Here is a 22133-nt window from a genome sequence, read left to right as displayed (position 1 = left end):
ACCTCCGATTGCTCGTCCGCGATGCCCGCGAACAACCGACATGCCCAATCGCGGTCGCGCGGCTCGGTTTCCGGTGGAGGAGGGGACGCAGGCACTGGATCGATGGTGCGCGGGTGAGGCGATGCGACCAATCCATGACTTATCCACCACGGATGATTTCGTTCGGCTTGGCGACCCATCCGCAGACCGTTAGATCGGGGACATGCGGCAATATCTCGACCTGATGCAGCGCGCGCTCGACCATGGGGCCGAGCAAATGGACCGCACCGGCACGGGGACGCGTAGCGTGTTCGGCCACCAGATGCGCTTCGACTTGAGCGAGGGCTTTCCGGTCCTGACCACCAAGAAACTCCATCTGCGCTCGATCATCGTCGAACTGCTGTGGTTCCTGCGCGGCGACACCAACGTCCAGTGGCTGCACGATCGCAAGGTCAGCATCTGGGACGAGTGGGCCGACGAGAATGGCGATCTCGGCCCGGTCTATGGCAAGCAGTGGCGCGACTGGGCGACCGCGGACGGCGGACATGTCGACCAGATCGCCGAACTGATCGAGACGCTGAAGGTCAATCCCGCCAGCCGCCGCATGGTGGTGAGCGCATGGAACCCCGGCGAACTCCACGCCATGGCGCTCGCGCCGTGCCACTGCCTGTTCCAATGCTATGTCGCGAACGGGAAGCTGAGCCTGCAGCTCTACCAGCGTTCGGCCGATATCTTCCTCGGCGTGCCGTTCAACATCGCGAGCTACGCGCTGCTCACGCACATGCTCGCGCAGCAGGTGGGGTTGGAGGTCGGCGAGTTCGTGTGGACCGGTGGCGATTGTCACCTTTATTCGAACCATCTGGAGCAAGCGCGCGAGCAGCTTGGGCGTGAAACGGGGCGGCTGCCGAAGCTCGAGATCCTGCGCAAGCCGGCGTCGATCGACGCCTACGAATATGAGGACTTCCAGCTCGTCGGCTACGAGGCGCAGGCGCACATCAAGGCGCCGGTCGCGGTCTGACGGAACCGGGTTCGCCCAGCGCGGTTGAGGCGGGATGGACATCACGCAACTCATCCTCGACGAACACGCGCAGCAACGCAGCATGTTCGCGCAGATCGACAGTATCGACCCGAAGGACACCGAGGCCCTGGCGGCGATCTGGGGAAGGTTGAAGAACCTGCTCGACTCGCACGCGGAGGCCGAAGAGCGCTTTTTCTATCCGCGCTTGATGAAGATTGGGACGGGCGGGAATGACGCCGATTCCGCGGCCGAGGAAACCGAGGACGCGATCGAGGACCACAACGACATCCGCGACACCGGCGAAGCCGTGCAGAAGCACAAGGTCGGGTCGAAGGCGTGGTTCGAGGCGGTCGGCGCCTGCAACAAGGCGAACAGCGACCACATGGCGGAGGAAGAGCGACAGGGCCTCACCGATTTCCGCAAGCATGCCAGCCTGAAGGAACGTCATGATCTGGCCGTGCAGTTCGCGACGTTCGAGGCACAGCACCTCGACGGGGTAAAGGTCGTGGACAAGGATCCCGACGCTTACGTGAAGAAGCACGCCAAAAGCTAAGCGGCTCGTTTTCTCAGGCGCGCCGTGGCAGAGCGGGCGCATGATCACGCTCATCCTCGCACGCGCCGACAATGGCGTGATCGGCCGCGACGGCGGCTTGCCATGGCATCTCCCCGCCGATCTCAAGCGCTTCAAGGCGCTGACCACGGGCAAGCCGATGATCATGGGGCGCAAGACCTTCGAGAGCTTCCCGTCGCCGCTGCCCGGGCGGCGGCATATCGTGCTGACGCGTGACCCCGCGTGGTCGGCGGAGGGCGCGGATGTCGTGCGGTCGGTGGATGAGGCGCTGAAGCTCGCCGGCGACGAAGCGATGGTGATTGGAGGGGCGGAAATCTTCGCACTGCTCCTCGAACACGCTGATCGGGTCGAGCTGACCGAGGTGCATCTCGATGCCGCGGGGGATGTCAGCGTGCCGGCGTTTGCGGGCTGGCGCGAGGACGCGCGAGAGGATCATGCCGCCGAGGGTGATCGGCCCGCCTATAGTTTCGTGACGCTCGCCAAGTCCTGATCGTCACCCCGGCCTTGTGCCGGGGCCTGCCGTGCCTCAAGCTGCATCGCTGGCGGATAGGCGGATGCCGGGACGAGCCCGGCATGACGGAGGGGGTGGTGGATGCGTAAGTGGATTTTTGGCGGCCTTGGCCTAATCCTGATCGCCGCCGTCGCCTTCTTCGTGTTCGCGCCGGGCATCGTCGAGAACCAGCAGAACAAGGTGCAGCCGGTCGCCTTCGCCGTCAGCCCGCGTGCGGCTGCGTTGCAGAGGACGCTCGATGTCGCCGACATGCATGCCGATTCGCTGCTGTGGAAACGCGATCTGCTGACGCGATCGACGCGCGGGATGGTCGATCTGCCGCGGCTGCAGGAAGGGCATTACGCGCTCCAGATTTTCTCGTCGGTGACCAAGACGCCGAAGGGGCAGAATTACGACGGCAACTCGGGCGACACCGACAACATCACGACCTTGGTGATCGCCGATCTGCAGCCGGTACGGACCTGGGGGTCGCTGCTCCAGCGGTCGCTCTATCATGCCGACAAGCTGAAGGATTTCGCCGCACGGTCGAACGGGCAGATGCGGCTGATTACGAGTGCGCAGGACCTGATGCGGCTGATGGTCGATCGCGCCGATCCTGGCCGCTGGCCCGTCGCGCCGCCAAGCATCGTCACAAGCCCCCCGCGTCAGCCGCCGGTCGGCGCGATGCTGTCGATCGAGGGACTGCAGGACCTTGAGGGCAATATCGCCAATCTCGACAAGCTCTACGCCGCCGGGTTCCGGATGGCGGGGCTCGCGCATTTCTTCGACAATGACGTCGCGGGGTCGATGCACGGGCTGAAGAAAGGCGGGCTGACCCCGCTCGGCGTCGCGGTGGTGCGGCGGATGGAGAAGCTCGGCATGGTGGTCGATGTCGCGCATTCGAGCCACGCCGCGGTCGCGGAAATCATCGCGATGGCGCGCCGCCCGCTCGTGTCCAGCCATGGCGGGGTGCAGGCGACCTGCAAGGTCAACCGCAACTTGACCGACGACGAGGTGCGCGGGATCGCGAAGACCGGCGGGGTGATCGGGATCGGATACTGGGACGCGGCGGTTTGTTCGACCAAGCCCGCCGATGTCGCCAAGGCCATCGCCTATGTCCGCGATCTGGTGGGGATCGATCACGTCGGGCTCGGGTCCGACTTCGACGGGGCGGTTACGACCGGGTTCGATGCGAGCCAAGTCGCCGCGATCACCCAGGCGCTGATCGATCGCGGCTTTTCCGACGACGACATTCGCAAGGTCATGGGCGGCAATGTCATCCGCGTGCTGCTGGCGGGGATGGTGCCGGGCAAATGAGGTCCGTATAGGCCCGGCCATGGAGCGGCTTTCCAGCGGCTCGGCGGTGCCCGCCCATCTGCGCGGCGGCTTCGTCGCGCTCGGTAATTTCGACGGGTTTCACCTCGGCCACCAGGCGGTGGTAGGCCGCGCGGTCGAGCGCGCCCGGGCGGCGGGCAAGCCGGCGATCGTCGCGACGTTCGATCCGCACCCGATGCGCTACTTCCGGCCCGACAGCCCATGGTTCCGGCTGACCAGTCTCGACCAGCGCGCCGCATTGTTCGGCGCGACGGGGGTCGATGCGATGTACGTGTTCGACTTCGACGCCGCGCTCGCCGCTTTGTCGGCGGAAGCGTTCGTGACCGAGCGGCTGGTCCGCGATCTTGGCGTCGCGGGCGTCGCGACGGGCGAGGACTTCACCTTCGGCAAGGGGCGGAGCGGGGATATCCCGTTGCTGCGCGCGCTGGGGGAGGAGCATGGCTTCACCGTCGATACGATCGCGCCGGTCCAACTCGACGGCGCGACGGTGTCCTCGACCCGCATCCGCGAGGCGCTTCGTAACGGCGACCCGCGCGAGGCGGCGCGGTTGCTGACTCGGCCCTATACGATCGAGGGCGTGGTCCAGCATGGCGACAAGGTCGGGCGGACGCTCGGCTTTCCGACCGCGAACATCGACATGGCCAATTACCTGCGGCCCAAGTTCGGCATCTACGCGGTACGCGGACGGCTCCCCGACGGCCGCGTGCTCGACGGCGCCGCGAACCTGGGTGTGCGGCCGAGTTTCGACCCGCCCAAGGAATTGCTCGAACCCTATTTCTTCGACTTCGACGGCGACCTGTACGGCCAGTCGATCGCGGTCGAGTTGATCGACTTCATCCGGCCCGAGGCGAAGTTCGAGAGCCTGGACGCACTCAAGGTGCAGATGGCCGACGACGTCGCGACGGCGAAGCGGCTGCTAAGGTGACACCAGGGTTACACTAGCGACGACGTTTCGCGGCGGTCGGTGAAGGCCGATCAAATCCAGCAAGTACAAAGAGCTGGGTGACGGTGACAGGCGAATTCCTACATTGCCAGAACAATCCTCCCCGGGACGGGGAGGGGGACCGTCGCGCAGCGATGGTGGAGGGGGCGTGCCTCTAGCGAACCGAGTGAGGCGAACCCCCTCCGTCAGCCTTCGGCTGCCACCTCCCCGTCCCGGGGAGGATTTGGATGACGCGCTCGGAAACCTTCGCTAATGCCCCCGCACCTATGACCGACGACACCATGCCCGCAGCAGATTACCGCGACACCGTCTTCCTGCCCAAGACCGACTTCCCGATGAAGGCCGGGCTGGCGGCGAAGGAGCCGGCGATCCTGGCGCGCTGGGCGGCGATGGATCTGTACGGAAAGCTCCGCGCGCAGCGGAAGGACCGCAAGCGCTTCATCCTCCACGACGGTCCGCCCTACGCCAATGGCGACATCCATATGGGCCATGCGATGAACAAGGTGCTGAAGGACATCGTCGTCCGCAGCCAGACCCTGCTCGGCAAGGACGCGCCCTACGTGCCCGGCTGGGACTGCCATGGTCTCCCGATCGAATGGAAGGTCGAGGAAGCGTATCGTGCGAAAAAGCTGAACAAGGACGACGTACCGGTCGCGCAGTTCCGCGCCGAATGCCGCGCCTATGCCGAGAAATGGGTCGCGGTGCAGCGCGAACAATTCCAGCGGCTCGGCGTGATGGGCGAATGGGACGACCCGTACCTGACGATGAACTATGCGTCGGAGGCGGTGATCGTCGGCGAATTGCTGAAGTTCGCCGAAAGCGGTCAGCTCTATCGCGGCGCCAAGCCGGTGATGTGGTCACCGGTCGAAAAGACCGCGCTCGCTGAAGCAGAGGTCGAATATGAGGACGTCGTGTCGACCCAGATCGACGTGGCGTTCGAGATCGTCGAAGCGCCGAACGCGCCCGAACTGGTCGGCGCGCATGCGGTGATCTGGACGACGACGCCGTGGACGATCCCGGTGAACCAGGCGCTCGCGTATGGGCCTGAGGTCGGATACGTATTGCTCGACACCGAACGGGGAAAATTCCTCGTTGCTGCCCTGTTAGTCGATCAGTTCGCAAAGCGGGCGGGCATTGAACTACCAGATGACTTAGCAAGCACACTTCGGACTTGGGACTATTTGGTTCCTTGGGACGATCAAACGAAGTTTGAGAGTGTTTTGTGGAGTGGATCCGGGGCCAACCTAGCTGGCGCTGTCGCACGTCACCCGATGCATAAGCTTGGCGGCTTCTTCGAGCGGTCCCGCCCCTTTCTACCTGGTAACTTCGTGACGACCGATACGGGTACTGGCCTCGTCCATATGGCGCCCGATCACGGCGAAGACGACTTTGAGCTTTGCAAAGAGTTTGCGTTTTCGGTTCAGGCGCAAAATTTATCGCTGGCTCCGGTCTTTGCTGTCGATGGTGCCGGATTTTACGTTCAAGAATGGGAGTGGCTCGGCGGGCAGGGGAGCGTCATCAACAAGAAGTTCGTGGCATCCGACGGGCCGATCTGCAGCGACCTGCGCGCGGCGGGCGCGCTGCTCGCGGCGTCGGACGATTTCGCGCACAGCTATCCGCATTCGTGGCGGTCCAAGGCCAAGGTGATCCAGCGCGCGACGCCGCAATGGTTCATCCCGATGGACCAGTCGCAAGCGTCGGTGGAGGCGATGGTCGCCGCGCAACCGCCGATGATCGATCCGGCCGGCATGGCGCCGCCGCCGATGGGGCTCGGACTCGGCAACGGACCGACCTTGCGCGGGCTCGCGCTCGACGCGATCGAGCGGACGCGCTGGGTACCGGAGCGGAGCAAGAACCGCATCCGGTCGATGGTCGAAGGACGCCCCGACTGGGTGATTTCGCGCCAACGCGCCTGGGGCGTGCCGATCGCGCTCTACGTCGACCGCGCGACCGGCGAGTATCTGCGCGACACGGCGGTCAACGATCGCATCGTCAAGGCGTTCGAGGCGGGCGGCGCGGATGCGTGGTTCACCGCCGACCATCAGGCGCTGCTCGGTCCGGACTACCGCCTCGCCGACTACGAGCCGATCAACGACATCCTCGACGTGTGGTTCGACAGTGGTTCGACCCACGCTTTCACGATCGAGGCGCGGTACGGCGAGGGCGTCCGCGCCGACCTCTATCTCGAAGGCTCCGACCAGCATCGCGGCTGGTTCCAGTCGTCGCTGCTCGAAAGCTGCGGGACGCGCGGGCGCGCGCCGTACGACGCGGTGCTGACCCACGGCTTCGCGCTCGACGGCAACGGGCGTAAGATGTCCAAGTCGCTCGGCAATGTCGTCGATCCGCTGAAAGTGATCCAGGAATCGGGCGCCGACATATTGCGCATGTGGGTCGCCTCGACCGACTATTTCGACGACGTGCGGATCGGCAAGGAAGTGCTGGGCACCGCGAGCGACGCGTATCGCAAGCTGCGCAACACGTTCCGCTACATGCTCGGTGCGCTCGACGGTTTCGCGGACAGCGAACGCGTCGCGCCGAAGGACATGCCGCAGCTCGAACTGTACGTGCTCGACTTGCTGGGCAAGCTCGACGTCGAGTTGAAGGCGGCGGCGGAGGCGTTCGAGTTCAACCGCTACCTGCGGCTGCTGACCGATTTCGCGCAGGACGATCTGTCGGCGTTCTTCTTCGATATCCGCAAGGACTCGCTGTATTGCGACGCGCCGGGCGACATGAAGCGGCGCGCGTACCGGACGGTGCTCGACGTGCTGTTCCATGCGTTGGTCCGCTACGCCGCGCCGATCCTGTGCTTCACCGCCGAGGAAGCGTGGCAGGCGCGGTTCCCGAGCGAGGACGGGTCGGTGCACCTGCTCGACTGGCCGGACCTGCCGAAGGTGCCGGGCGACGCGCCGCACGCGACCAATTGGGACGATATCCGCGCGTTGCGGGCGCAAGTGACCGAGGCGATCGAGCCGTTCCGCCGCGACAAGGTGATCAAGTCGAGCCTCGAGGCGAACGTGACGGTGCCGACCCTGCCCGCGGACGCCGCGGCGCTCGCCGAGACGTTCATCGTCGCCAAGGTTTCCCAGGGCGATCTGGCCGTCGCTCGGACCGATTATCATAAATGCGGCCGCTGCTGGCGGCTGTTGCCCGAAGTGACGGCGGATGGTGCGTTGTGCGATCGCTGTGCGGAGGTGGTGTCGTGATGGGGAAGGCGCCCAAGGCCGGGCTGATCGCGGCGGCTCTGTTCTTCGTGCTCGACCAAGTCATCAAGTGGCTGGTCGTCGGTCCGATCGGGCTGGCGATGGAAGGCGACGAGCGCGCGGTGCTGCCTATCTTCACGCTGCGCAACCTGCACAATCATGGCGTGTCGCTCGGTTTCCTGCGCGTCGCGCCGGAAAATTCGTGGATGTTGGTCGTGTTGACCGGCGTCATCGCCTTCGCCGTCCTCGTGTGGATGTGGCGCGAGGCGAACCGCCAGGACCAGTTCGCGCTGGGCATGATCGCGGGCGGCGCGCTCGGCAATATCCTCGATCGCGTGCGGCTCGGCTATGTGCAGGATTACGCCGATCTGCACTTCGGCACCTGGTCGCCGTTTTTGACCTTCAATCTTGCCGACGCGGCGATTACGATAGGCGTGCTCATCCTGCTAGCGCGTGCCCTGTTGGTCCGTGACAAGCCCAAGGCCGAGCCGGGTGAAGTGGAGAATTCGAATGCGTAAGTTTGTAATGGTCGTCGCGGTTGCGAGCGTGGCCTTGTCCCTTTCGGCCTGCGGCAAGCGCGGGTACGACCGCACGCGTCCGGACGAATATGCCGTCGCGCGCAGCCAGCCGCTCGTCGTGCCGCCCGATTTCTCGCTGCGTCCGCCGCAGCCGGGCGTTGCGCGTCCGCAGGACAACAATCCCTCGGCGCAGGCGCTCGACGCACTGTTCGGCGGTTCCGCCCCGCGCAGCCAAGCGGAACGCTCGACGCTCGACCAGGCCGGCGGCGATTCGGCCGCACCCGGCGTGCGCTCGGAAGCGGGGGACCCCGAAACCAAGATCGTCGACAAGGGCGGCACCACGCGCGACATCGTCGCCGCGCCCGAAGGCGACGGCCAGAACGCGCGCGCCGCGGCCAACTGATCTCCTCCTTCGTCGCCCCAGCGAAAGCTGGGGTATCGTGCAGCATTGCGATAAGGCCTGAGATCCCAGCTTTCGCTGGGATGACGGTGTGGGTATGGCCGCGGCCATGATCGCCAATACCCGCCCTCGCACCATTGCCGCATGGCTCTATATCGTCGCGGCCCTGATCGTCGCGATCGTCGTGGTCGGCGGTGTTACGCGGCTGACCGAATCGGGGCTGTCGATCACCGAATGGAAGCCGCTGATCGGCGCCGTTCCGCCGCTGACCGAGGCGCAGTGGCAGGCGGAGTTCGCGAACTACCGCCGCATCCCGCAATACGAAGCGATCAACCACGGCATGACGCTGGCCGGGTTCAAGGCGATCTTCTTCTGGGAATATCTCCATCGCTTTCTCGGTCGGATCATCGGGCTGGCGTTCCTGATCCCGTTCGTCTGGTTCGCGGCGCGGCGGCAAATCCCGCGCGGCTATTTCTGGCGGCTGTTCGCGCTGTTCGCGTTGATCTGCCTGCAGGGGACGTTCGGCTGGCTGATGGTGCGATCGGGGCTGACGCATCGGACGGAGGTCGCACCGGGCTGGCTCGCGACGCATCTGCTGACGGCGCTATTCACGCTGGCAGGGATGGTGTGGACCGCGCTCGACCTGCGACGGCTGGCGCGCGAGTCCGGCGCGAGGCCGGCACGGCTGACCGGGTTCGGACTGGCGGCGACTGCGATCCTGACGGTGCAGTTGCTCTACGGCGCCCTGATGGCGGGGCTGCGCGCGGGGCGGGTGGCGAACGACTGGCCGCTGATGAACGGATCGATATTCCCCGGCCCGAGCCAGAGCGGCGAGTCGCTCGGCAAGTTGCTGTTCGACGATCCCGCGACCGTTCACTTCATCCACCGCTGGTGGGTGTGGGTGGCGGTGGTGATGCTCGTGCTGCTCGCGCGCAAGGTGAAGCCGCTGGACCGCCGGGCGCCAGTCGCGATCCACATCGCGTTCGGGACGCAGATCCTGCTCGGCATCGCGACGGTGATGAGCGATGTGAACGTGACGCTCGCCGGACTGCATCAGCTGGTCGGCGCGTTGCTGGTGATCGCCGTGACCTGGGGTATCCATGCCATCGGACAGCAATCGCACTACCGGGTATCATAATACCCGTCAGCAAAAGCCCGGTTTTGCTTGACTTTGACGCGGTCCGATTGCATTTGGCCGCCACGAACGCGGCTGGGCAACCGGCCGCGCGTTTGTTTTCCATAGCCAAGAAGGTCAACAGCCCATGAAGGCGCTGATGAAGACCACCAAGCCGGCCAAGCCGCACGAGGTGGAGAAGAAGTGGCATATCGTCGACGCGACCGATCTGGTCGTCGGCCGTGCCGCGGTGGTGATCGCAAACGTCCTGCGCGGCAAGCACAAGACGTCGTTCACGCCGCACGTCGATTGCGGTGACAATGTCATCGTGATCAACGCGGACAAGATCCGTTTCACCGGCAAGAAGCTGGCGGACAAGGTGTATTACAAGCACACCGGTTATGCCGGCGGCATCAAGGGGATCACCGCGGGCAAGGTGCTCGAGGGTCGTTTCCCGGAACGCGTGCTGGAAAAGGCCGTGGAGCGCATGATCCCGCGCGGCCCGCTCGGCCGTCAGCAGCTGCGTAACCTGCGCATCTTCGCCGGGACAGAGCATCCGCACGAAGCTCAGAACCCCGAAGTCCTCGATATCGCGGCGATGAGCCGCAAGAACAAGGTGGGCGCATAATGGCTGACGAACGCCAGTCCCTCGCTGATCTCGGCGCGATCGCTGCCGGTCAGACCCCCGACGCGGTCGTTGCCGCGGCGGACACCAACAACAGCGGCCCCGCACCCGCGCCCGCTCCGCTGCGCGAGCAGGAAATCGACGCGCAGGGCCGCGCCTATGCGACCGGCCGCCGCAAGGACGCCGTCGCACGCGTCTGGCTGAAGCCGGGCACGGGCAAGATCACGATCAATGGTCGTGACCTGGAAGTCTATTTCGCGCGTCCGTCGCTGCGCCTCGTCATCAACCAGGTGTTCGGCGTCGCCGAGCGCGAGGGCCAGTATGACGTCGTCGCGACCGTCAAGGGCGGTGGTTTGTCGGGCCAGGCCGGTGCGGTCAAGCACGGCATCAGCCAGGCGATCACGAAGTACGAGCCGATCCTGCGCACGCAGGTGAAGCGCGCCGGCTTCCTGACCCGCGACAGCCGCACCGTCGAGCGCAAGAAGTACGGCCGCGCGAAGGCGCGTCGCAGCTTCCAGTTCTCGAAGCGCTAAGACGCGGGCGGCTTGGGATTGCGCCAGCAATCCCAAGACTCGCCACGTCGGGCAGCGGATCGGCGAAGCCGATACGTCTGACGACGTGGCAGCCAACGAAACGAAAAGGGCGGTCCGGCGACGGGCCGCCCTTTTTCGTGCGCGAACCGCAATCCGGTTTGCACAGATTTGCGTCTACAACCGACCGTTTCGGTGGCATTATGATTTGCGGGGGAGGACGACTCGAACTGTTGAGGAATTCCCCATGCCATTCATCACGACCGACGACGGCACCGAGATCTTCTACAAGGATTGGGGCCCGCGCGATGCGCAGGCGATCATGTTCCACCACGGCTGGCCGCTGAGCGCCGACGACTGGGACAACCAGATGCTGTTCTTCAGCCAGAAGGGCTATCGCGTCATCGCGCACGACCGGCGCGGGCATGGCCGTTCGACCCAGACCGCGACCGGCAACGACATGGATACCTATGCGGCCGATGCGATCGCGCTGGCGCGCGCGCTCGACCTGAAGAACGCCGTGCATGTCGGTCATTCGACCGGCGGCGGCGAAGTCGCCCGCTACGTCGCCCGCACCGATCCCGGCCGCGTGTCGAAGGCGGTGCTGATCTCCGCGATCACGCCGCTGATGCTTAAAACCGACGCCAATCCCGGCGGTCTGCCGATGGAGGTATTCGACCAGTTCCGCGCCGGCATGATGAACCGGTCGCAATTCTACATCGATGTCGCCGCCGGCCCGTTCTACAATTTCAACAAGCCCGGCGTGGCGACGATCCAGGGGCTGGTCGACAATTGGTGGCGCCAGGGAATGATGGGCGGCGCGATAGGCCATTACGAGTGCATCAAGGTATTCTCGGAAACCGACCTGACCGAGGACCTCAAGGCGATCGATGTGCCGGTGCTCGTCATCCACAGCGAGGGCGACCAGGTCGTGCCCTATGCCGACAGCGCGCCGCTGGCGGTGAAGCTGCTTAAGCACGGTACGCTCAAGACCTATCAGGACATGCCGCACGGCTGCATGACGACGCATCCCGACCAGATCAACGCGGACATCCTGAACTTCATCCAGGGTGACGCTGCCGCCGATCCGGAATCGATGTTGATCGTCGAACGGGTCGCGAACTAGTCGATCGAGGGGCGGCTCCGCGCGGGCCGCCCTTTTTCATGAAGCCTGCTCTTTCGGCGAGGGACTGCGACCCTATCTATCGCTCACACCATTCGGGAGAGCGACATGACCTTTGGCAGCAAATCCACCACCGACGACGTGCTGGCGGGCGTCGATCTCAGCGGCAAGCGAGTCCTGATCACCGGCGTATCCGCGGGGTTGGGCGTCGAAACGGCGCGCGCGCTGGCCGCGCATGGGGCGTGGGTGGTCGGTGCGGCGCGCGATCTGGCCAAGGCTGAAGCCGCGACGGCCCAAGTCCGCGAACAAGCCAAGGCGCCGGGCGGGCTGGAGCTGATCGAACTCGACCTCGCCGATCTGGCGAGCGTTCGCGCCGCCGCCGATGCGCTGAACGCGAAGGGCGAGACGTTCGATATCGTCATCGCCAATGCCGGCGTCATGGCCTGTCCGCAGGGGACGACCAAGGACGGGTTCGAGACGCAGTTCGGCACCAATCACCTGGGGCATTTCGTATTCGTCAATCGCATCGCCCCGCTGATCCGCGACGGCGGGCGGTTCGTGAGCCTGTCGTCGTCGGGGCACCGCTTCGCCAATGTCGATCTGGACGACCCCGGCTTCGAACGCACGCCCTACACCGAATTCGGTGCCTATGGCCGGTCGAAGACCGCCAACGCGCTGTTCGCGGTCGAATTCGACCGTCGCCACAAGGGCCGGGGCGTGCGCGCGGCGGCGGTCCATCCGGGCGGTATCCAAACCGAGCTCGGACGGCACATGACCCCACAAGTCATGCAGACCATGATCGACGCCATCAACGCCAACCAGAAGGACAATGACGGCCCGGCGTTCGAGTGGAAGACGATACCGCAAGGTGCGGCGACGTCGGTGTGGGCGGGCGCGGTGGCGTCCGGTGACGACGTCGGCGGCAAATATTGCGAGGACTGCCACGTAGCGGAAGTCATCGACATCGAGGGTTTCCGTGGCGGCGTGCGCCCTTACGCCGTCGATCCCGACAATGCGAAGGCACTGTGGGCCAAGAGCGAGGAAATGGTCGGCGAGCGTTTCTAGAGCGCGCGCCGCGGAACCGCTCGGCCCCGCCCGAAGTTGATCGGGACCAGCTTCCCGGATAGGTTTACTGCATGGCCGACCAGCCCTCGACCACTGCTCCGCTTCCCTCCGACCGTTACCGCGAGTTGTTCGACGCGATCGACGAGGGCTTTTGCGTCATCGAGTTCTTCGACGGCCCGCATGGCCCGCTGAGCGACTACGTCCATATCGAGGCGAACGCAGCATATGCGCTGAATGCCGGCATCCCGAATGTCGTTGGTCAGAAGTTGCGCGAGATGGTCGGGGACGAAGCCGACGCCTGGGTAGCGCGGTACGGCGAAGTATTGCGCACCGGCGTGCCGATCCGGTTCGAGCAGGAACTTGTCGCCACCGGCCGCCACTTGGAGTTGTCGGCGTTCCGGCTCGACCCGCCGGAGGCGAAGCAGGTCGCGGTGCTGTTCAAGGACGTCACCGCGCGCCATCAGGCCGACGCCGCCCAGCGCGCCCTTAACGAAGAGCTGGAATCGCGCGTTGCCGCTGCGCTCGCCGAGCGCAAGCTGCTCGCCGATATCGTCGAGGGGACCGATGCGTTCGTCCAAGTCGCGGACAAGGATTTCCGCTGGCTGGCGATCAACAAGGCATCGGCCGACGAGTTCGAACGGATCTTCGGGATACGGCCAGCGGTCGGCCAATCGATGCTCGACGTCCTGGCGGACCGGCCCGAGCATCAGGCGGCGGTGCGCGATGTATGGACGCGTGCGCTGGACGGTGAAGCGTTCGTCGAAGTGGGGGCGTTTGGCGACCCCGGCCGCGACCAGCGATCGTACGAGATGCGGTTCAGCCCGCTGCTCGACGCAAACGGCAAGCAGATCGGTGCGTATCAGTTCGTCTATGACGTAACCGAGCGACTCCAGAGCCAGGAGCGGCTGCGTGAGACCGAGGAAGCACTCCGCCAGGCGCAGAAGATGGAGGCCGTCGGCCAGCTGACCGGCGGCCTCGCGCACGATTTCAACAATCTGCTCGCCGGCATTTCGGGCGCGTTCGAGATGATCCGCACGCGGCTGGCGCAGGGGCGGACCGAGGACGTCGAGCGCTACCTCGCCGCCGGACAGGGCGCGACGCGGCGCGCCGCCTCGCTGACGCATCGCCTGCTGGCGTTTTCGCGGCGCCAGACCCTGTCGCCCAAGCCGATCGTGGTGAACCGCCTGCTCGGCGATTTCGCCGAGTTGGTGCGGCGCACGGTCGGGCCGAACATCGAGGTCGAGACGGTCGCTGCGGGCGGGCTGTGGTCGGCGTTGGTCGATGCCAACCAGCTCGAGAACGCGTTGCTCAACCTCTGCATCAACGCGCGCGACGCGATGCCCGCGGGCGGCAAGATCACGGTCGAGACCGGCAACCGCTGGCTCGACGAGCGCGCCGCACGCGAACGCGGGATGGAGGCGGGGCAATACGTCACCGTGTGCGTCAGCGACACCGGCGAGGGCATCGACAAGGACATCCTCGACCGCGTGTTCGACCCGTTCTTCACGACCAAGCCGATGGGCGAGGGGACGGGTCTCGGCCTGTCGATGGTCTACGGCTTCGCGCGACAAAGCCACGGCCATGTCCGGATCTATTCCGAGTTGGGGCAGGGGACGATGGTGTGCGTCTATCTGCCCCGCCACCTGGGCGACGACGATGCCGAGGACGTCGCCGGCCCCACGACGATCGCCACCGCGACCGAGGGCCAGGTCGTGCTGGTGATCGACGACGAGCCGACCGTGCGGATGCTGGTCAACGATGCTTTGGTCGATCGCGGCTATGCGACGATTGAGGCCGCGGACGGCGCGGCCGGCCTGCGTGTGGTCGAATCGCCGGCGCGGATCGACTTGCTGATCACCGATGTCGGGCTGCCCGGCGGGCTCAACGGGCGGCAGGTCGCGGAGGAGGCACGACGGTTGCGGCCTGAGCTGAAAGTGATGTTCATCACCGGCTATGCCGAGAACGCGGTGCTCAATCACGGCCATATCGAGCGCGGCATGGAGGTGCTCACCAAGCCCTTCGCGATCGACGACCTGACCAACCGCGTCGCGCGGCTGCTGGGTCCCTAGGCCCGGATCCGATCGAGCGCTGATCAGGGCGTAGCTCTGGTCGCGCGCGGGGGTGATGCTGCTGTTGGCATCAGACCGCCGTCCAGCCGCCGTCGACCATCAGGATGTGACCGTTGACGTAGCTCGCGGCGGGGGAGGCGAGGAAGACGGCGGCGCCGGCGATTTCCGTCGCGTCGGCGGCGCGGCCCAGCGGGGTCTTCGCCATGATCGCCTGGCCCGCCGGGGAATCGAGCGTCGCGGCGGTCATTTCCGTTCGGACGTAGCCGGGGCCGATCGCGTTGACGAGGATGCCGCGCTGGCCCCATTCGACCGCGCAGGTCCGGGTGAGCTGGACGACCGCGCCTTTGGTCGCGGCGTAGGGGGCGGAGAGCGGGTCGGCGACCACGCCAGCGAACGAGGCCAAGTTGATGATTCGCCCGGGCCGACCTTCCGCGAGCCACCGCCGCGCGCAGGATTGCATGCAGTGGAACACGCTCTTGATGTTGAGGTCGATCATCTGGCCGAGCGCGTCGTCCGGATAGTCCTCCGCGGGTATGCGCGCGCTGACCCCGGCATTGTTGACCAGGATGTCGATCGGGCCGGCGAGCGACCAGGCTTGCGCGATGGCGGCTTCGACATTGTCGCGACCGACGATATCGGCCTGGATGAAGTGCGCGGCGGCGCCGGTGGCGCGGATCGCGGCTGCGGCTTCCCGGCCGTCGCCGGCGATGTCGAGCAGGACGATCTCTGCACCGTGTGCGGCCATCGCGTCGGCGATCGCCCGGCCGATCCCGCGCGCGCCGCCGGTGATCAGCGCGCGTCGTCCCGTCAAATCGAATGATGCCTGACCCGCCATTATGCCTCCCGTTCCGCTATGGACGGCTTGTTCCGATCGATCGCGGAATGGGTATAGTACGATTCTGAATAACGACAGGCGAGAACGTGAATGATTGATGGCGGGGTAGCGGCAGAGGCGCTGGCGGTGCTCGAACGGCTCGGCGTCGATCAAGGCGCGTGCGCCGGTAGCACGCTGGTCGTGCAGTCGCCGATCACGGGCGAGACGATCGCGCACTTGGCCGAAAGCGACCCGGGCGCGGCCGCGGCGGCGATCGATCGGGCGCACGCGGCTTTCCTGCAGTGGCGCACCGTCCCGGCGCCGCGTCGTGGCGAGTTGGTGCGGCTGCTGGGCGAGGAACTGCGCGCCGCGAAGGACGATCTCGCGCGATTGGTGACGATCGAGGCGGGCAAGATCGTGTCCGAAGGGCTCGGCGAGGTCCAGGAGATGATCGACATCTGCGATTATGCGGTCGGCCTGTCGCGGCAGCTGTTCGGCCTGACCATCGCCACCGAACGCAGCGAGCATCGCATGATGGAGACGTGGCATCCGCTGGGCGTCACCGGGATCGTTTCGGCGTTCAACTTTCCCGTCGCGGTATGGTCGTGGAACGCCGCGCTGGCGTTGGTGTGCGGTAACAGCGTGGTGTGGAAGCCGTCCGAGAAGACGCCGTTGACGGCGCTGGCGGTGCAGTCACTGTTCGACCGCGCGGCGGCGAAGTTCGGTGGTGCGCCGGAAGGATTGTCGAGCGTGCTGATCGGCGGGCGAGAGATTGGCGAGGTGTTGGTCGATCACCCGAAGGTGCCGCTGGTGTCGGCCACCGGTTCGACGACGATGGGGCGCACGGTCGGGCCACGCCTCGCCGGCCGGTTCGCCCGCGCGATCCTGGAGCTTGGCGGCAACAATGCGACGATCATCGCGCCGTCGGCGGACCTCGACCTTGCGATCCGTGGCGTGGCGTTCGCCGCGATGGGAACGGCGGGGCAGCGCTGCACGACGTTGCGGCGGCTGTTCGTCCACTCGTCGGTCCGCGATCGGTTCCTGCCGCGGCTGAAGGCGGCGTACGGATCGGTGCGAGTCGGCGATCCGCGTGAAACGGATACATTGGTCGGGCCGCTGATCGATGAGACGGCGTATGAGGGGATGCAGCGAGCGTTGGAGCAGGCGCGGGCGCAAGGCGGCTCGGTTACGGGAGGCGAGCGGATCGACCTGGCGGGCGGCCATTACGTGCGCCCGGCGCTGGTCGAAATGCCCGGGCAGACCGACGTCGTCCGCCACGAGACATTCGCGCCGATCCTGTACGTCATGGCGTACGAGGATCTCGACGAGGCGATCGCGCTGCAAAACGATGTGCCGCAGGGTCTGTCGTCGGCGATCTTCACGCTCGACATGCGCGAGGCGGAGCGGTTCCTGTCGTCGGCCGGATCGGATTGCGGGATCGCCAACGTCAATCTCGGTCCATCGGGCGCGGAGATCGGCGGCGCGTTCGGGGGCGAAAAGGAAACCGGCGGCGGACGCGAGGCCGGATCCGACAGCTGGAAGGCCTATATGCGTCGCGCCACCAACACGATCAATTACGGCCGCACCCTGCCGCTCGCGCAGGGCGTGTCGTTCGAGGTGTGATCAGGCGCGCAAGTACCGGAAATACCACACTTCATGGCCTTGCCGCCGCGCCTTGCGTTCGTAGCGCGTCTCCGGCCAGTCGGCGGGGCGGGTGAGGAAGTCGTGCGGGCCTTGCGCGAGCCACGTAAAGTCGCGGCGCCGGTTCATCACCATCATCGACCAGCGGCAATAGGTCGGATCGTCGGTGCCGAGCCGGAATTCGGCACCGCGCTTGAGCTTGGCGGCGATCAGGTCGAGCGGGCCGTCATTGACCATCCGTCGCTTGGCGTGTCGCGCTTTGCGCCAGGGATCGGGGTGGAGCAGGTACACGCGGTCGAGGCTGGCGTCGGGCAGTCGCTCGATCACGTCGAGCGCGTCGCCCATGTGGAGGCGAACGTTCTCCAACTCGTCGTCGCGGACATGATTGAGCGCGCCGACCACGCCGTTGAGGAACGGTTCGCAGCCGATGAAACCGTGATCGGGCCGCGTTGCTGCTTGCCCGGCGAGATGCTCGCCCGCGCCGAAGCCGATTTCGAGTTCGAGCGGGCGGTCGTCGCCGAACAGCGATCGGGCATCGATCGGGCCGGTGTCGGGCACGCTGATCCGCGGCAACAGCTCCTCGACCAGCGCCGACTGGCCCTGGCGCAGCTTATGCCCTTGGCGGCGGCCGTAGAGACGGCGGATCGTGGTGGGGTCGTTCATCGCGCGCGGCCTAATCGCAATGGGGTTACAAAGAAAAGGGCCGGGATCGCTCCCGGCCCTTTCGATTCGAACTGTCGGCGTGGTTACGCCAACGCCGCCTTCAGGTCTTCGACCAGGTCGGTGCGTTCCCACGGGAAAAAGTCGCCCTCCGCCTTACGGCCGAAGTGACCGTACGCCGCGGTCTTCGCATAGATCGGCTTGTTGAGACCCAGATGCGTGCGGATGCCGCGCGGAGTCAGGCCGCCGAGCTTTTCGATCTTGCCGATCGCCGTTTCCAATTTGTCGTCGCCGATCACGCCGGTGCCGTGGGTATCGACATATAGCGACAGCGGCTTCGACACGCCGATCGCGTAGGCGAGTTGGATCGTGCAGCGCTGGGCCAGGCCCGCTGCCACGATGTTCTTCGCGAGATAGCGCGTGATGTAGGCGGCCGAGCGATCGACCTTGGTCGGGTCCTTGCCGCTAAACGCGCCGCCGCCATGCGGCGCGGCGCCGCCGTACGTGTCGACGATGATCTTGCGGCCGGTCAGCCCCGCGTCGCCGTCCGGCCCGCCGATCTCGAAGCTGCCGGTCGGGTTGATGTGATAGACGGTCTCGTCGCTCAGCAGGTGCGCGGGGATCACCTGGGCGATCACGTCCTTCACGTAAGCGTGAAGCTCGGCTTCCTTGTCGCCCTCGTCATAGCCCTTGCCGTGCTGGGTCGAGACGACGACCGCGGTGCACGCGACGGGTACGCTGCCTTCGTAGCGGAGCGTCACCTGGCTCTTGGTGTCGGGCTCGAGGAACGACGCCTTGCCGCTGTGGCGGTCGGCGGCCATCTGCTCGAGGATCTTGTGGCTGTAATACAGCGTCGCCGGCATCAGGTCCGGCGTGTCGTTGGCGGCGTAACCGAACATGATGCCCTGGTCGCCGGCGCCTTCGTCCTTGTTGCCCGACGCGTCCACGCCCTGCGCGATGTGCGCCGATTGCGGGTGCAGATTGTTCTCGAAGCGCAAAGTCTGCCAGTGGAAGCCGTCCTGCTCGTACCCGATCCGCTTGACGGTATCGCGCACGGCCTTCTCGACCTCGTCCTGCACGCCCGGCGCCCAATTGCCGTCCTCGTCCATGATGCCCTTGCCGCGGATTTCGCCGGCAAGGACAACCAGCTGCGTGGTGGTCAGCGTCTCGCACGCGATGCGTGCCTCGGGGTCCTTCGACAGGAACAGGTCGACAATCGCGTCGGAAATCTGGTCGGAGACCTTGTCCGGATGACCTTCGCTGACCGACTCGGACGTGAACAGGTAATTGGAACGCATGTAGTTTTCCTCTTGGAATGCCAAGGAAAGCCGGGCCGTTGCCATGCCCATATAAAGCTTTCCTTATATGTCGGCGGCGTCCTAGCCGTGGCGACGGCGAATGGCAATTGCGATCAGCGTTAATAGCCCTCCGACCAGCGCAACCATCCAATTGCCAATGAGGCTGAACGGCGTGGGGGCGAAGCGCGGCGGGATCGGCGTCTCGATCGCGCCGGTCCTGTGCATCGGCACCGACGCGAGGATGCGGCCGTCGGCGGCGATGATCGCGGAAATCCCGGTCGGGGTCGCACGGATGACCGGCAGGCCTTCCTCGATCGCGCGGAGTTGGGCTTGCGCCAGATGCGCGGGCGGACCGAGGTCGCCGAACCACGCGTCGTTGGACGGATTGAACAGGAAATCCGGCCGGTTGGCGGGATCGACTGTCGCGCCGGAGAAGATCACTTCGTAGCAGATCAGCATCCCGACCCGGCCGAACCCGGGAACCGCCATCGTGCGCGGACCCGGGCCGGGAATGAAGTCGACATCGCCCGGCACCAGCCGCGACAGGCCGAGGGCTTCGAGCAGGGGGCGCATCGGCAAATATTCGCCGTATGGCACGAGGTGCGCCTTATCGTAGCGGCCGTGCAGCCGCGCGTCGGATCGTACCAGCACGATCGAGTTGGTCGCCGCGACCATGTCTTCGGCCTTATCGAACCGGATCGTCTGAGTGCCGGTCAGGATCGCGTCCTGGTCGCTCAGCAACGCGCCCATTCGCATCCGCGCCATCGTCGCGCTGCCGAGATACGCGTAGACATATTTGGGGTAGCCGTCTTCGACGGGAAACCGCATCGCGCCCTCGGGCCAGAAGATCAGTCGGGGCGGCGCATTCGGGTCGGCGCGGCGCGAGAGTTTGGCGAGCGCCTGGAAATTGTTCTCGGCATAGGCGGTGGTCGGGCGTTCCTCCTCGGGGAGGTTGGGTTGGACGACGCGGACGAGCTTGGTGCTTGCCGGGAGCGGGACGCACGTAGCGATCCGGCAGGGGTCGTTGCAGCACAAGGTCAAGAGCGCGAACGCGGGCCAGGCGACGGCCGCGAGCCGCCAACGGCGCTGCACCAACAGAATCAACGCGCCTGCCAGTACGACGATCAGTCCCGACAGCGCATAAGTGCCTACCAGCCAGGCCGCCTGCGCATAGTCGCCGGGGACCAGCACGAGCGCCAGCGGATCCCACGGATAGCCGGTGAACATCGTCCCGCGCAGATATTCCGTGACCATCCACGCGGCGCCGGCGATCAGGACGAAGGCGGCGTCGGCGGCTGGCGCGGGATCGCCTTTCGCGGCGGGGCTGGCAAGCCGCCATGCCAGGCCGGCGGCGAGCATCGGGTAGATTGCGAGATAGAGCGACAGCAGCAGCACCGCGAGATAGCCGAGCCAGTGCGGCATCGCTTCCTGGAACTCGAACGGCTGCTGGATCCAGGCATTGGCGATGCAGAAATGCCCGACGCCGAACCACCAGCCGATCCCGAGCACGCGGCGCAGGGTCGGGGCTTCGTGGACTAGGTGCAGCCAGATCGCGAGCGCGATCAGCGTAACTGGGAGGGCGTTCCAAGGCGGGAAGCCGGACGCCGATACGGCCCCGAGGGTAACCGGAAGAAGAAAGCGAAACGCACGCATCGCCCGCGGCTATCGCGGGGATCGCGGCGATTTGCTAGGCCCCGATCATGCTCCGCCCGTTCCACCTCGCCTTCCCGGTCCACGACCTGCTCGCCGCCCGTGATTTCTACGGCAAAACGCTCGGCTGCCCGGAAGGGCGTAGCAGCGACACGTGGATCGACTTCGACCTGTTCGGGCATCAGATCGTCGCGCATCTCGACCCGGCCGCGAAGCCGGTCGCGGTGTCCAATCCCGTCGACGGCCACGACGTCCCGGTGCCGCATTTCGGCGTCGTGCTGACGATGACCGATTGGCAGGCACTGGCCGATCGCGTCGCGGCGGCGGGCGTGAGCTTCGGCATCGAACCGCACATCCGCTTCGTCGGTCAACCCGGCGAACAGGCGACGATGTTCTTTCGCGATCCCAGCGGCAACGCGCTTGAGTTCAAGGCGTTCGCCGACGACGCAATGCTGTTCGCGACCTAGCCGCCCGGCTTCACCTCGATCACGCCCGCGCGGAGTAGCGCCTCGCCTGTCCGCGCGAATTCGGTCAGGAGCTTTTCAAGCAACGGTTCGTACCCGCGATCCTGGATCGCCCCCGGGACGATCGTCACCCCGCCGCGCGGGTCCTCGATCAGCAGGCCCTGGTCGATCAGATGGCCGACATGGCGGCGCACCGTCTCGCGGGGCAGGCCGGTCGCCGCGGCGATCGCGCTGCGCGACATCGGTACGACCCATTCGCGCGGCAACACGGCGGTCGCCACGAACGCGTCGGGCACGTTGCGTTCGCGCATCAGCTTCTGGATGTTGCCGACACAGACGGTGCAATAGATCAGCAGCACCGACGGCCCCATTTCCTCATGCTCGGTCAGCGACCGGTGCATCGTCAGGAACAGGTTGAGCAGCGGAAAGATGCCCGCGCGCCAATGATCGGCCATGCGCTCCGGGACTGTCGCGACACGATCGCCTGCGGCCATTCTACTTACTCCCGCCCCCGGAAGTACCCATTTTGGGCAGGCGCGCGAATTTCGTCAACGCATTACTGACATCGGTGTGTATAAGCACCCGTAATCGAACGGAAAGAAGTGTGCGTCCGTCCTACGGGTAGC

The 22133-nt window shown here is 65.9% G+C and carries 21 protein-coding genes; 16 read left to right on the top strand and 5 right to left on the bottom strand.

Features of this window, described 5'->3' with window-relative positions:
* Window positions 1–202: 202 nt before the first annotated feature.
* From FPZ24_RS12470 to FPZ24_RS17860, 14 genes are all read left to right on the top strand, one after another.
* On the top strand, window positions 203–997 hold the full coding sequence (locus FPZ24_RS12470) for a thymidylate synthase (protein ID WP_146572473.1): 795 nt from the start codon (window positions 203–205) through the stop codon (window positions 995–997).
* 34 nt (window positions 998–1031) lie between these two features.
* Window positions 1032–1550 (top strand): hemerythrin domain-containing protein, encoded by a 519-nt coding sequence (locus FPZ24_RS12465; protein ID WP_146572471.1) that lies wholly within the window; start codon window positions 1032–1034, stop codon window positions 1548–1550.
* A gap of 40 nt (window positions 1551–1590) precedes the next feature.
* Window positions 1591–2058, top strand: coding sequence for a dihydrofolate reductase (locus FPZ24_RS12460; RefSeq protein ID WP_146572469.1), 468 nt, complete (start codon window positions 1591–1593; stop codon window positions 2056–2058).
* 102 nt (window positions 2059–2160) lie between these two features.
* The gene (locus tag FPZ24_RS12455; protein ID WP_146572467.1) at window positions 2161–3375 is read left to right on the top strand and encodes a dipeptidase; all 1215 of its coding nucleotides are present in this window, start codon (window positions 2161–2163) and stop codon (window positions 3373–3375) included.
* Between the two features lie 19 nt (window positions 3376–3394).
* Window positions 3395–4318 (top strand): bifunctional riboflavin kinase/FAD synthetase, encoded by a 924-nt coding sequence (locus FPZ24_RS12450; RefSeq protein ID WP_146572465.1) that lies wholly within the window; start codon window positions 3395–3397, stop codon window positions 4316–4318.
* A gap of 284 nt (window positions 4319–4602) precedes the next feature.
* Window positions 4603–7539: an isoleucine--tRNA ligase gene (ileS, locus tag FPZ24_RS12445; RefSeq protein ID WP_146572463.1), complete on the top strand. Its 2937-nt coding sequence runs from the start codon at window positions 4603–4605 to the stop codon at window positions 7537–7539.
* A complete protein-coding gene (gene lspA, locus FPZ24_RS12440; RefSeq protein WP_146572461.1) occupies window positions 7539–8054 on the top strand; it encodes a signal peptidase II in 516 nt (171 codons plus the stop codon). The genes ileS and lspA overlap by 1 nt, the downstream gene beginning before the upstream one ends.
* A complete protein-coding gene (locus FPZ24_RS12435; protein ID WP_146572459.1) occupies window positions 8047–8457 on the top strand; it encodes a DUF3035 domain-containing protein in 411 nt (136 codons plus the stop codon). The genes lspA and FPZ24_RS12435 overlap by 8 nt, the downstream gene beginning before the upstream one ends.
* 94 nt (window positions 8458–8551) lie before the next feature.
* Entirely contained in the window at window positions 8552–9592 is a 1041-nt protein-coding gene (locus tag FPZ24_RS12430) for a COX15/CtaA family protein (protein WP_146572456.1), read from the top strand.
* A gap of 124 nt (window positions 9593–9716) precedes the next feature.
* Entirely contained in the window at window positions 9717–10196 is a 480-nt protein-coding gene (rplM, locus tag FPZ24_RS12425) for a 50S ribosomal protein L13 (protein WP_146572454.1), read from the top strand.
* Window positions 10196–10726, top strand: coding sequence for a 30S ribosomal protein S9 (gene rpsI, locus FPZ24_RS12420; RefSeq protein ID WP_146572452.1), 531 nt, complete (start codon window positions 10196–10198; stop codon window positions 10724–10726). The genes rplM and rpsI overlap by 1 nt, the downstream gene beginning before the upstream one ends.
* A gap of 244 nt (window positions 10727–10970) precedes the next feature.
* Window positions 10971–11849 carry an alpha/beta fold hydrolase gene (locus FPZ24_RS12415; protein ID WP_146572450.1) on the top strand — a complete coding sequence of 293 codons (879 nt, stop codon included), beginning with the start codon at window positions 10971–10973 and terminating at the stop codon, window positions 11847–11849.
* A gap of 105 nt (window positions 11850–11954) precedes the next feature.
* On the top strand, window positions 11955–12911 hold the full coding sequence (locus tag FPZ24_RS12410; protein ID WP_146572448.1) for an SDR family NAD(P)-dependent oxidoreductase: 957 nt from the start codon (window positions 11955–11957) through the stop codon (window positions 12909–12911).
* A gap of 71 nt (window positions 12912–12982) precedes the next feature.
* Complete coding sequence (locus FPZ24_RS17860) at window positions 12983–14980, top strand: PAS domain-containing protein (protein WP_146572446.1); 1998 nt, start codon at window positions 12983–12985, stop codon at window positions 14978–14980.
* A 70-nt stretch (window positions 14981–15050) separates the two neighbouring features.
* Here FPZ24_RS17860 and FPZ24_RS12400 read toward each other — a convergent pair whose 3' ends face one another.
* Window positions 15051–15815, bottom strand: a complete 765-nt coding sequence (locus tag FPZ24_RS12400; protein ID WP_146572444.1) for an SDR family NAD(P)-dependent oxidoreductase — start codon at window positions 15813–15815, stop codon at window positions 15051–15053.
* A 90-nt stretch (window positions 15816–15905) separates the two neighbouring features.
* Here FPZ24_RS12400 and amaB point away from each other — a divergent pair, with 90 nt between their 5' ends.
* Entirely contained in the window at window positions 15906–17417 is a 1512-nt protein-coding gene (gene amaB, locus FPZ24_RS12395; RefSeq protein ID WP_146572442.1) for an L-piperidine-6-carboxylate dehydrogenase, read from the top strand.
* On the opposite strand, the gene trmB is transcribed toward amaB, so the two are convergent.
* From trmB to lnt, 3 genes are all read right to left on the bottom strand, one after another.
* Entirely contained in the window at window positions 17418–18098 is a 681-nt protein-coding gene (trmB, locus tag FPZ24_RS12390; RefSeq protein WP_146572440.1) for a tRNA (guanine(46)-N(7))-methyltransferase TrmB, read from the bottom strand.
* Between the two features lie 83 nt (window positions 18099–18181).
* Window positions 18182–19393, bottom strand: coding sequence for a methionine adenosyltransferase (gene metK, locus FPZ24_RS12385; protein WP_146572438.1), 1212 nt, complete (start codon window positions 19391–19393; stop codon window positions 18182–18184).
* An 81-nt stretch (window positions 19394–19474) separates the two neighbouring features.
* Entirely contained in the window at window positions 19475–21046 is a 1572-nt protein-coding gene (gene lnt / locus FPZ24_RS12380; RefSeq protein ID WP_146572435.1) for an apolipoprotein N-acyltransferase, read from the bottom strand.
* A gap of 47 nt (window positions 21047–21093) precedes the next feature.
* Here lnt and FPZ24_RS12375 point away from each other — a divergent pair, with 47 nt between their 5' ends.
* Window positions 21094–21510: a VOC family protein gene (locus FPZ24_RS12375; protein ID WP_146572433.1), complete on the top strand. Its 417-nt coding sequence runs from the start codon at window positions 21094–21096 to the stop codon at window positions 21508–21510.
* Here FPZ24_RS12375 and FPZ24_RS12370 read toward each other — a convergent pair.
* Entirely contained in the window at window positions 21507–22001 is a 495-nt protein-coding gene (locus tag FPZ24_RS12370; RefSeq protein WP_146572431.1) for a helix-turn-helix domain-containing protein, read from the bottom strand. The genes FPZ24_RS12375 and FPZ24_RS12370 overlap by 4 nt on opposite strands.
* Between the last annotated feature and the right edge of the window lie 132 nt (window positions 22002–22133).

This window comes from Sphingomonas panacisoli, from assembly GCF_007859635.1.
GTDB classification, from domain to species: Bacteria; Pseudomonadota; Alphaproteobacteria; order Sphingomonadales; family Sphingomonadaceae; genus Sphingomonas; species Sphingomonas panacisoli.
This window is presented reverse-complemented; position numbering and strand designations above follow the sequence as displayed.

Bases quoted from the DNA above. Each gene is read 5' to 3' on its own strand.
- amaB (WP_146572442.1), top strand. From the start codon at position 15,906: ATGATTGATGGCGGGGTAGCGGCAGAGGCGCTGGCGGTGCTCGAACGG.
- FPZ24_RS12415 (WP_146572450.1), top strand. From the start codon at position 10,971: ATGCCATTCATCACGACCGACGACGGCACCGAGATCTTCTACAAGGAT.
- lspA (WP_146572461.1), top strand. From the start codon at position 7,539: ATGGGGAAGGCGCCCAAGGCCGGGCTGATCGCGGCGGCTCTGTTCTTC.
- FPZ24_RS12460 (WP_146572469.1), top strand. From the start codon at position 1,591: ATGATCACGCTCATCCTCGCACGCGCCGACAATGGCGTGATCGGCCGC.
- FPZ24_RS12430 (WP_146572456.1), top strand. From the start codon at position 8,552: ATGGCCGCGGCCATGATCGCCAATACCCGCCCTCGCACCATTGCCGCA.
- FPZ24_RS12410 (WP_146572448.1), top strand. From the start codon at position 11,955: ATGACCTTTGGCAGCAAATCCACCACCGACGACGTGCTGGCGGGCGTC.
- FPZ24_RS17860 (WP_146572446.1), top strand. From the start codon at position 12,983: ATGGCCGACCAGCCCTCGACCACTGCTCCGCTTCCCTCCGACCGTTAC.
- FPZ24_RS12450 (WP_146572465.1), top strand. From the start codon at position 3,395: ATGGAGCGGCTTTCCAGCGGCTCGGCGGTGCCCGCCCATCTGCGCGGC.
- rplM (WP_146572454.1), top strand. From the start codon at position 9,717: ATGAAGGCGCTGATGAAGACCACCAAGCCGGCCAAGCCGCACGAGGTG.
- rpsI (WP_146572452.1), top strand. From the start codon at position 10,196: ATGGCTGACGAACGCCAGTCCCTCGCTGATCTCGGCGCGATCGCTGCC.
- ileS (WP_146572463.1), top strand. From the start codon at position 4,603: ATGACCGACGACACCATGCCCGCAGCAGATTACCGCGACACCGTCTTC.
- lnt (WP_146572435.1), bottom strand. From the start codon at position 21,046: ATGCGTGCGTTTCGCTTTCTTCTTCCGGTTACCCTCGGGGCCGTATCG.
- FPZ24_RS12370 (WP_146572431.1), bottom strand. From the start codon at position 22,001: ATGGCCGCAGGCGATCGTGTCGCGACAGTCCCGGAGCGCATGGCCGAT.
- FPZ24_RS12470 (WP_146572473.1), top strand. From the start codon at position 203: ATGCGGCAATATCTCGACCTGATGCAGCGCGCGCTCGACCATGGGGCC.
- FPZ24_RS12435 (WP_146572459.1), top strand. From the start codon at position 8,047: ATGCGTAAGTTTGTAATGGTCGTCGCGGTTGCGAGCGTGGCCTTGTCC.
- FPZ24_RS12455 (WP_146572467.1), top strand. From the start codon at position 2,161: ATGCGTAAGTGGATTTTTGGCGGCCTTGGCCTAATCCTGATCGCCGCC.
- FPZ24_RS12465 (WP_146572471.1), top strand. From the start codon at position 1,032: ATGGACATCACGCAACTCATCCTCGACGAACACGCGCAGCAACGCAGC.
- FPZ24_RS12400 (WP_146572444.1), bottom strand. From the start codon at position 15,815: ATGGCGGGTCAGGCATCATTCGATTTGACGGGACGACGCGCGCTGATC.
- metK (WP_146572438.1), bottom strand. From the start codon at position 19,393: ATGCGTTCCAATTACCTGTTCACGTCCGAGTCGGTCAGCGAAGGTCAT.
- FPZ24_RS12375 (WP_146572433.1), top strand. From the start codon at position 21,094: ATGCTCCGCCCGTTCCACCTCGCCTTCCCGGTCCACGACCTGCTCGCC.
- trmB (WP_146572440.1), bottom strand. From the start codon at position 18,098: ATGAACGACCCCACCACGATCCGCCGTCTCTACGGCCGCCGCCAAGGG.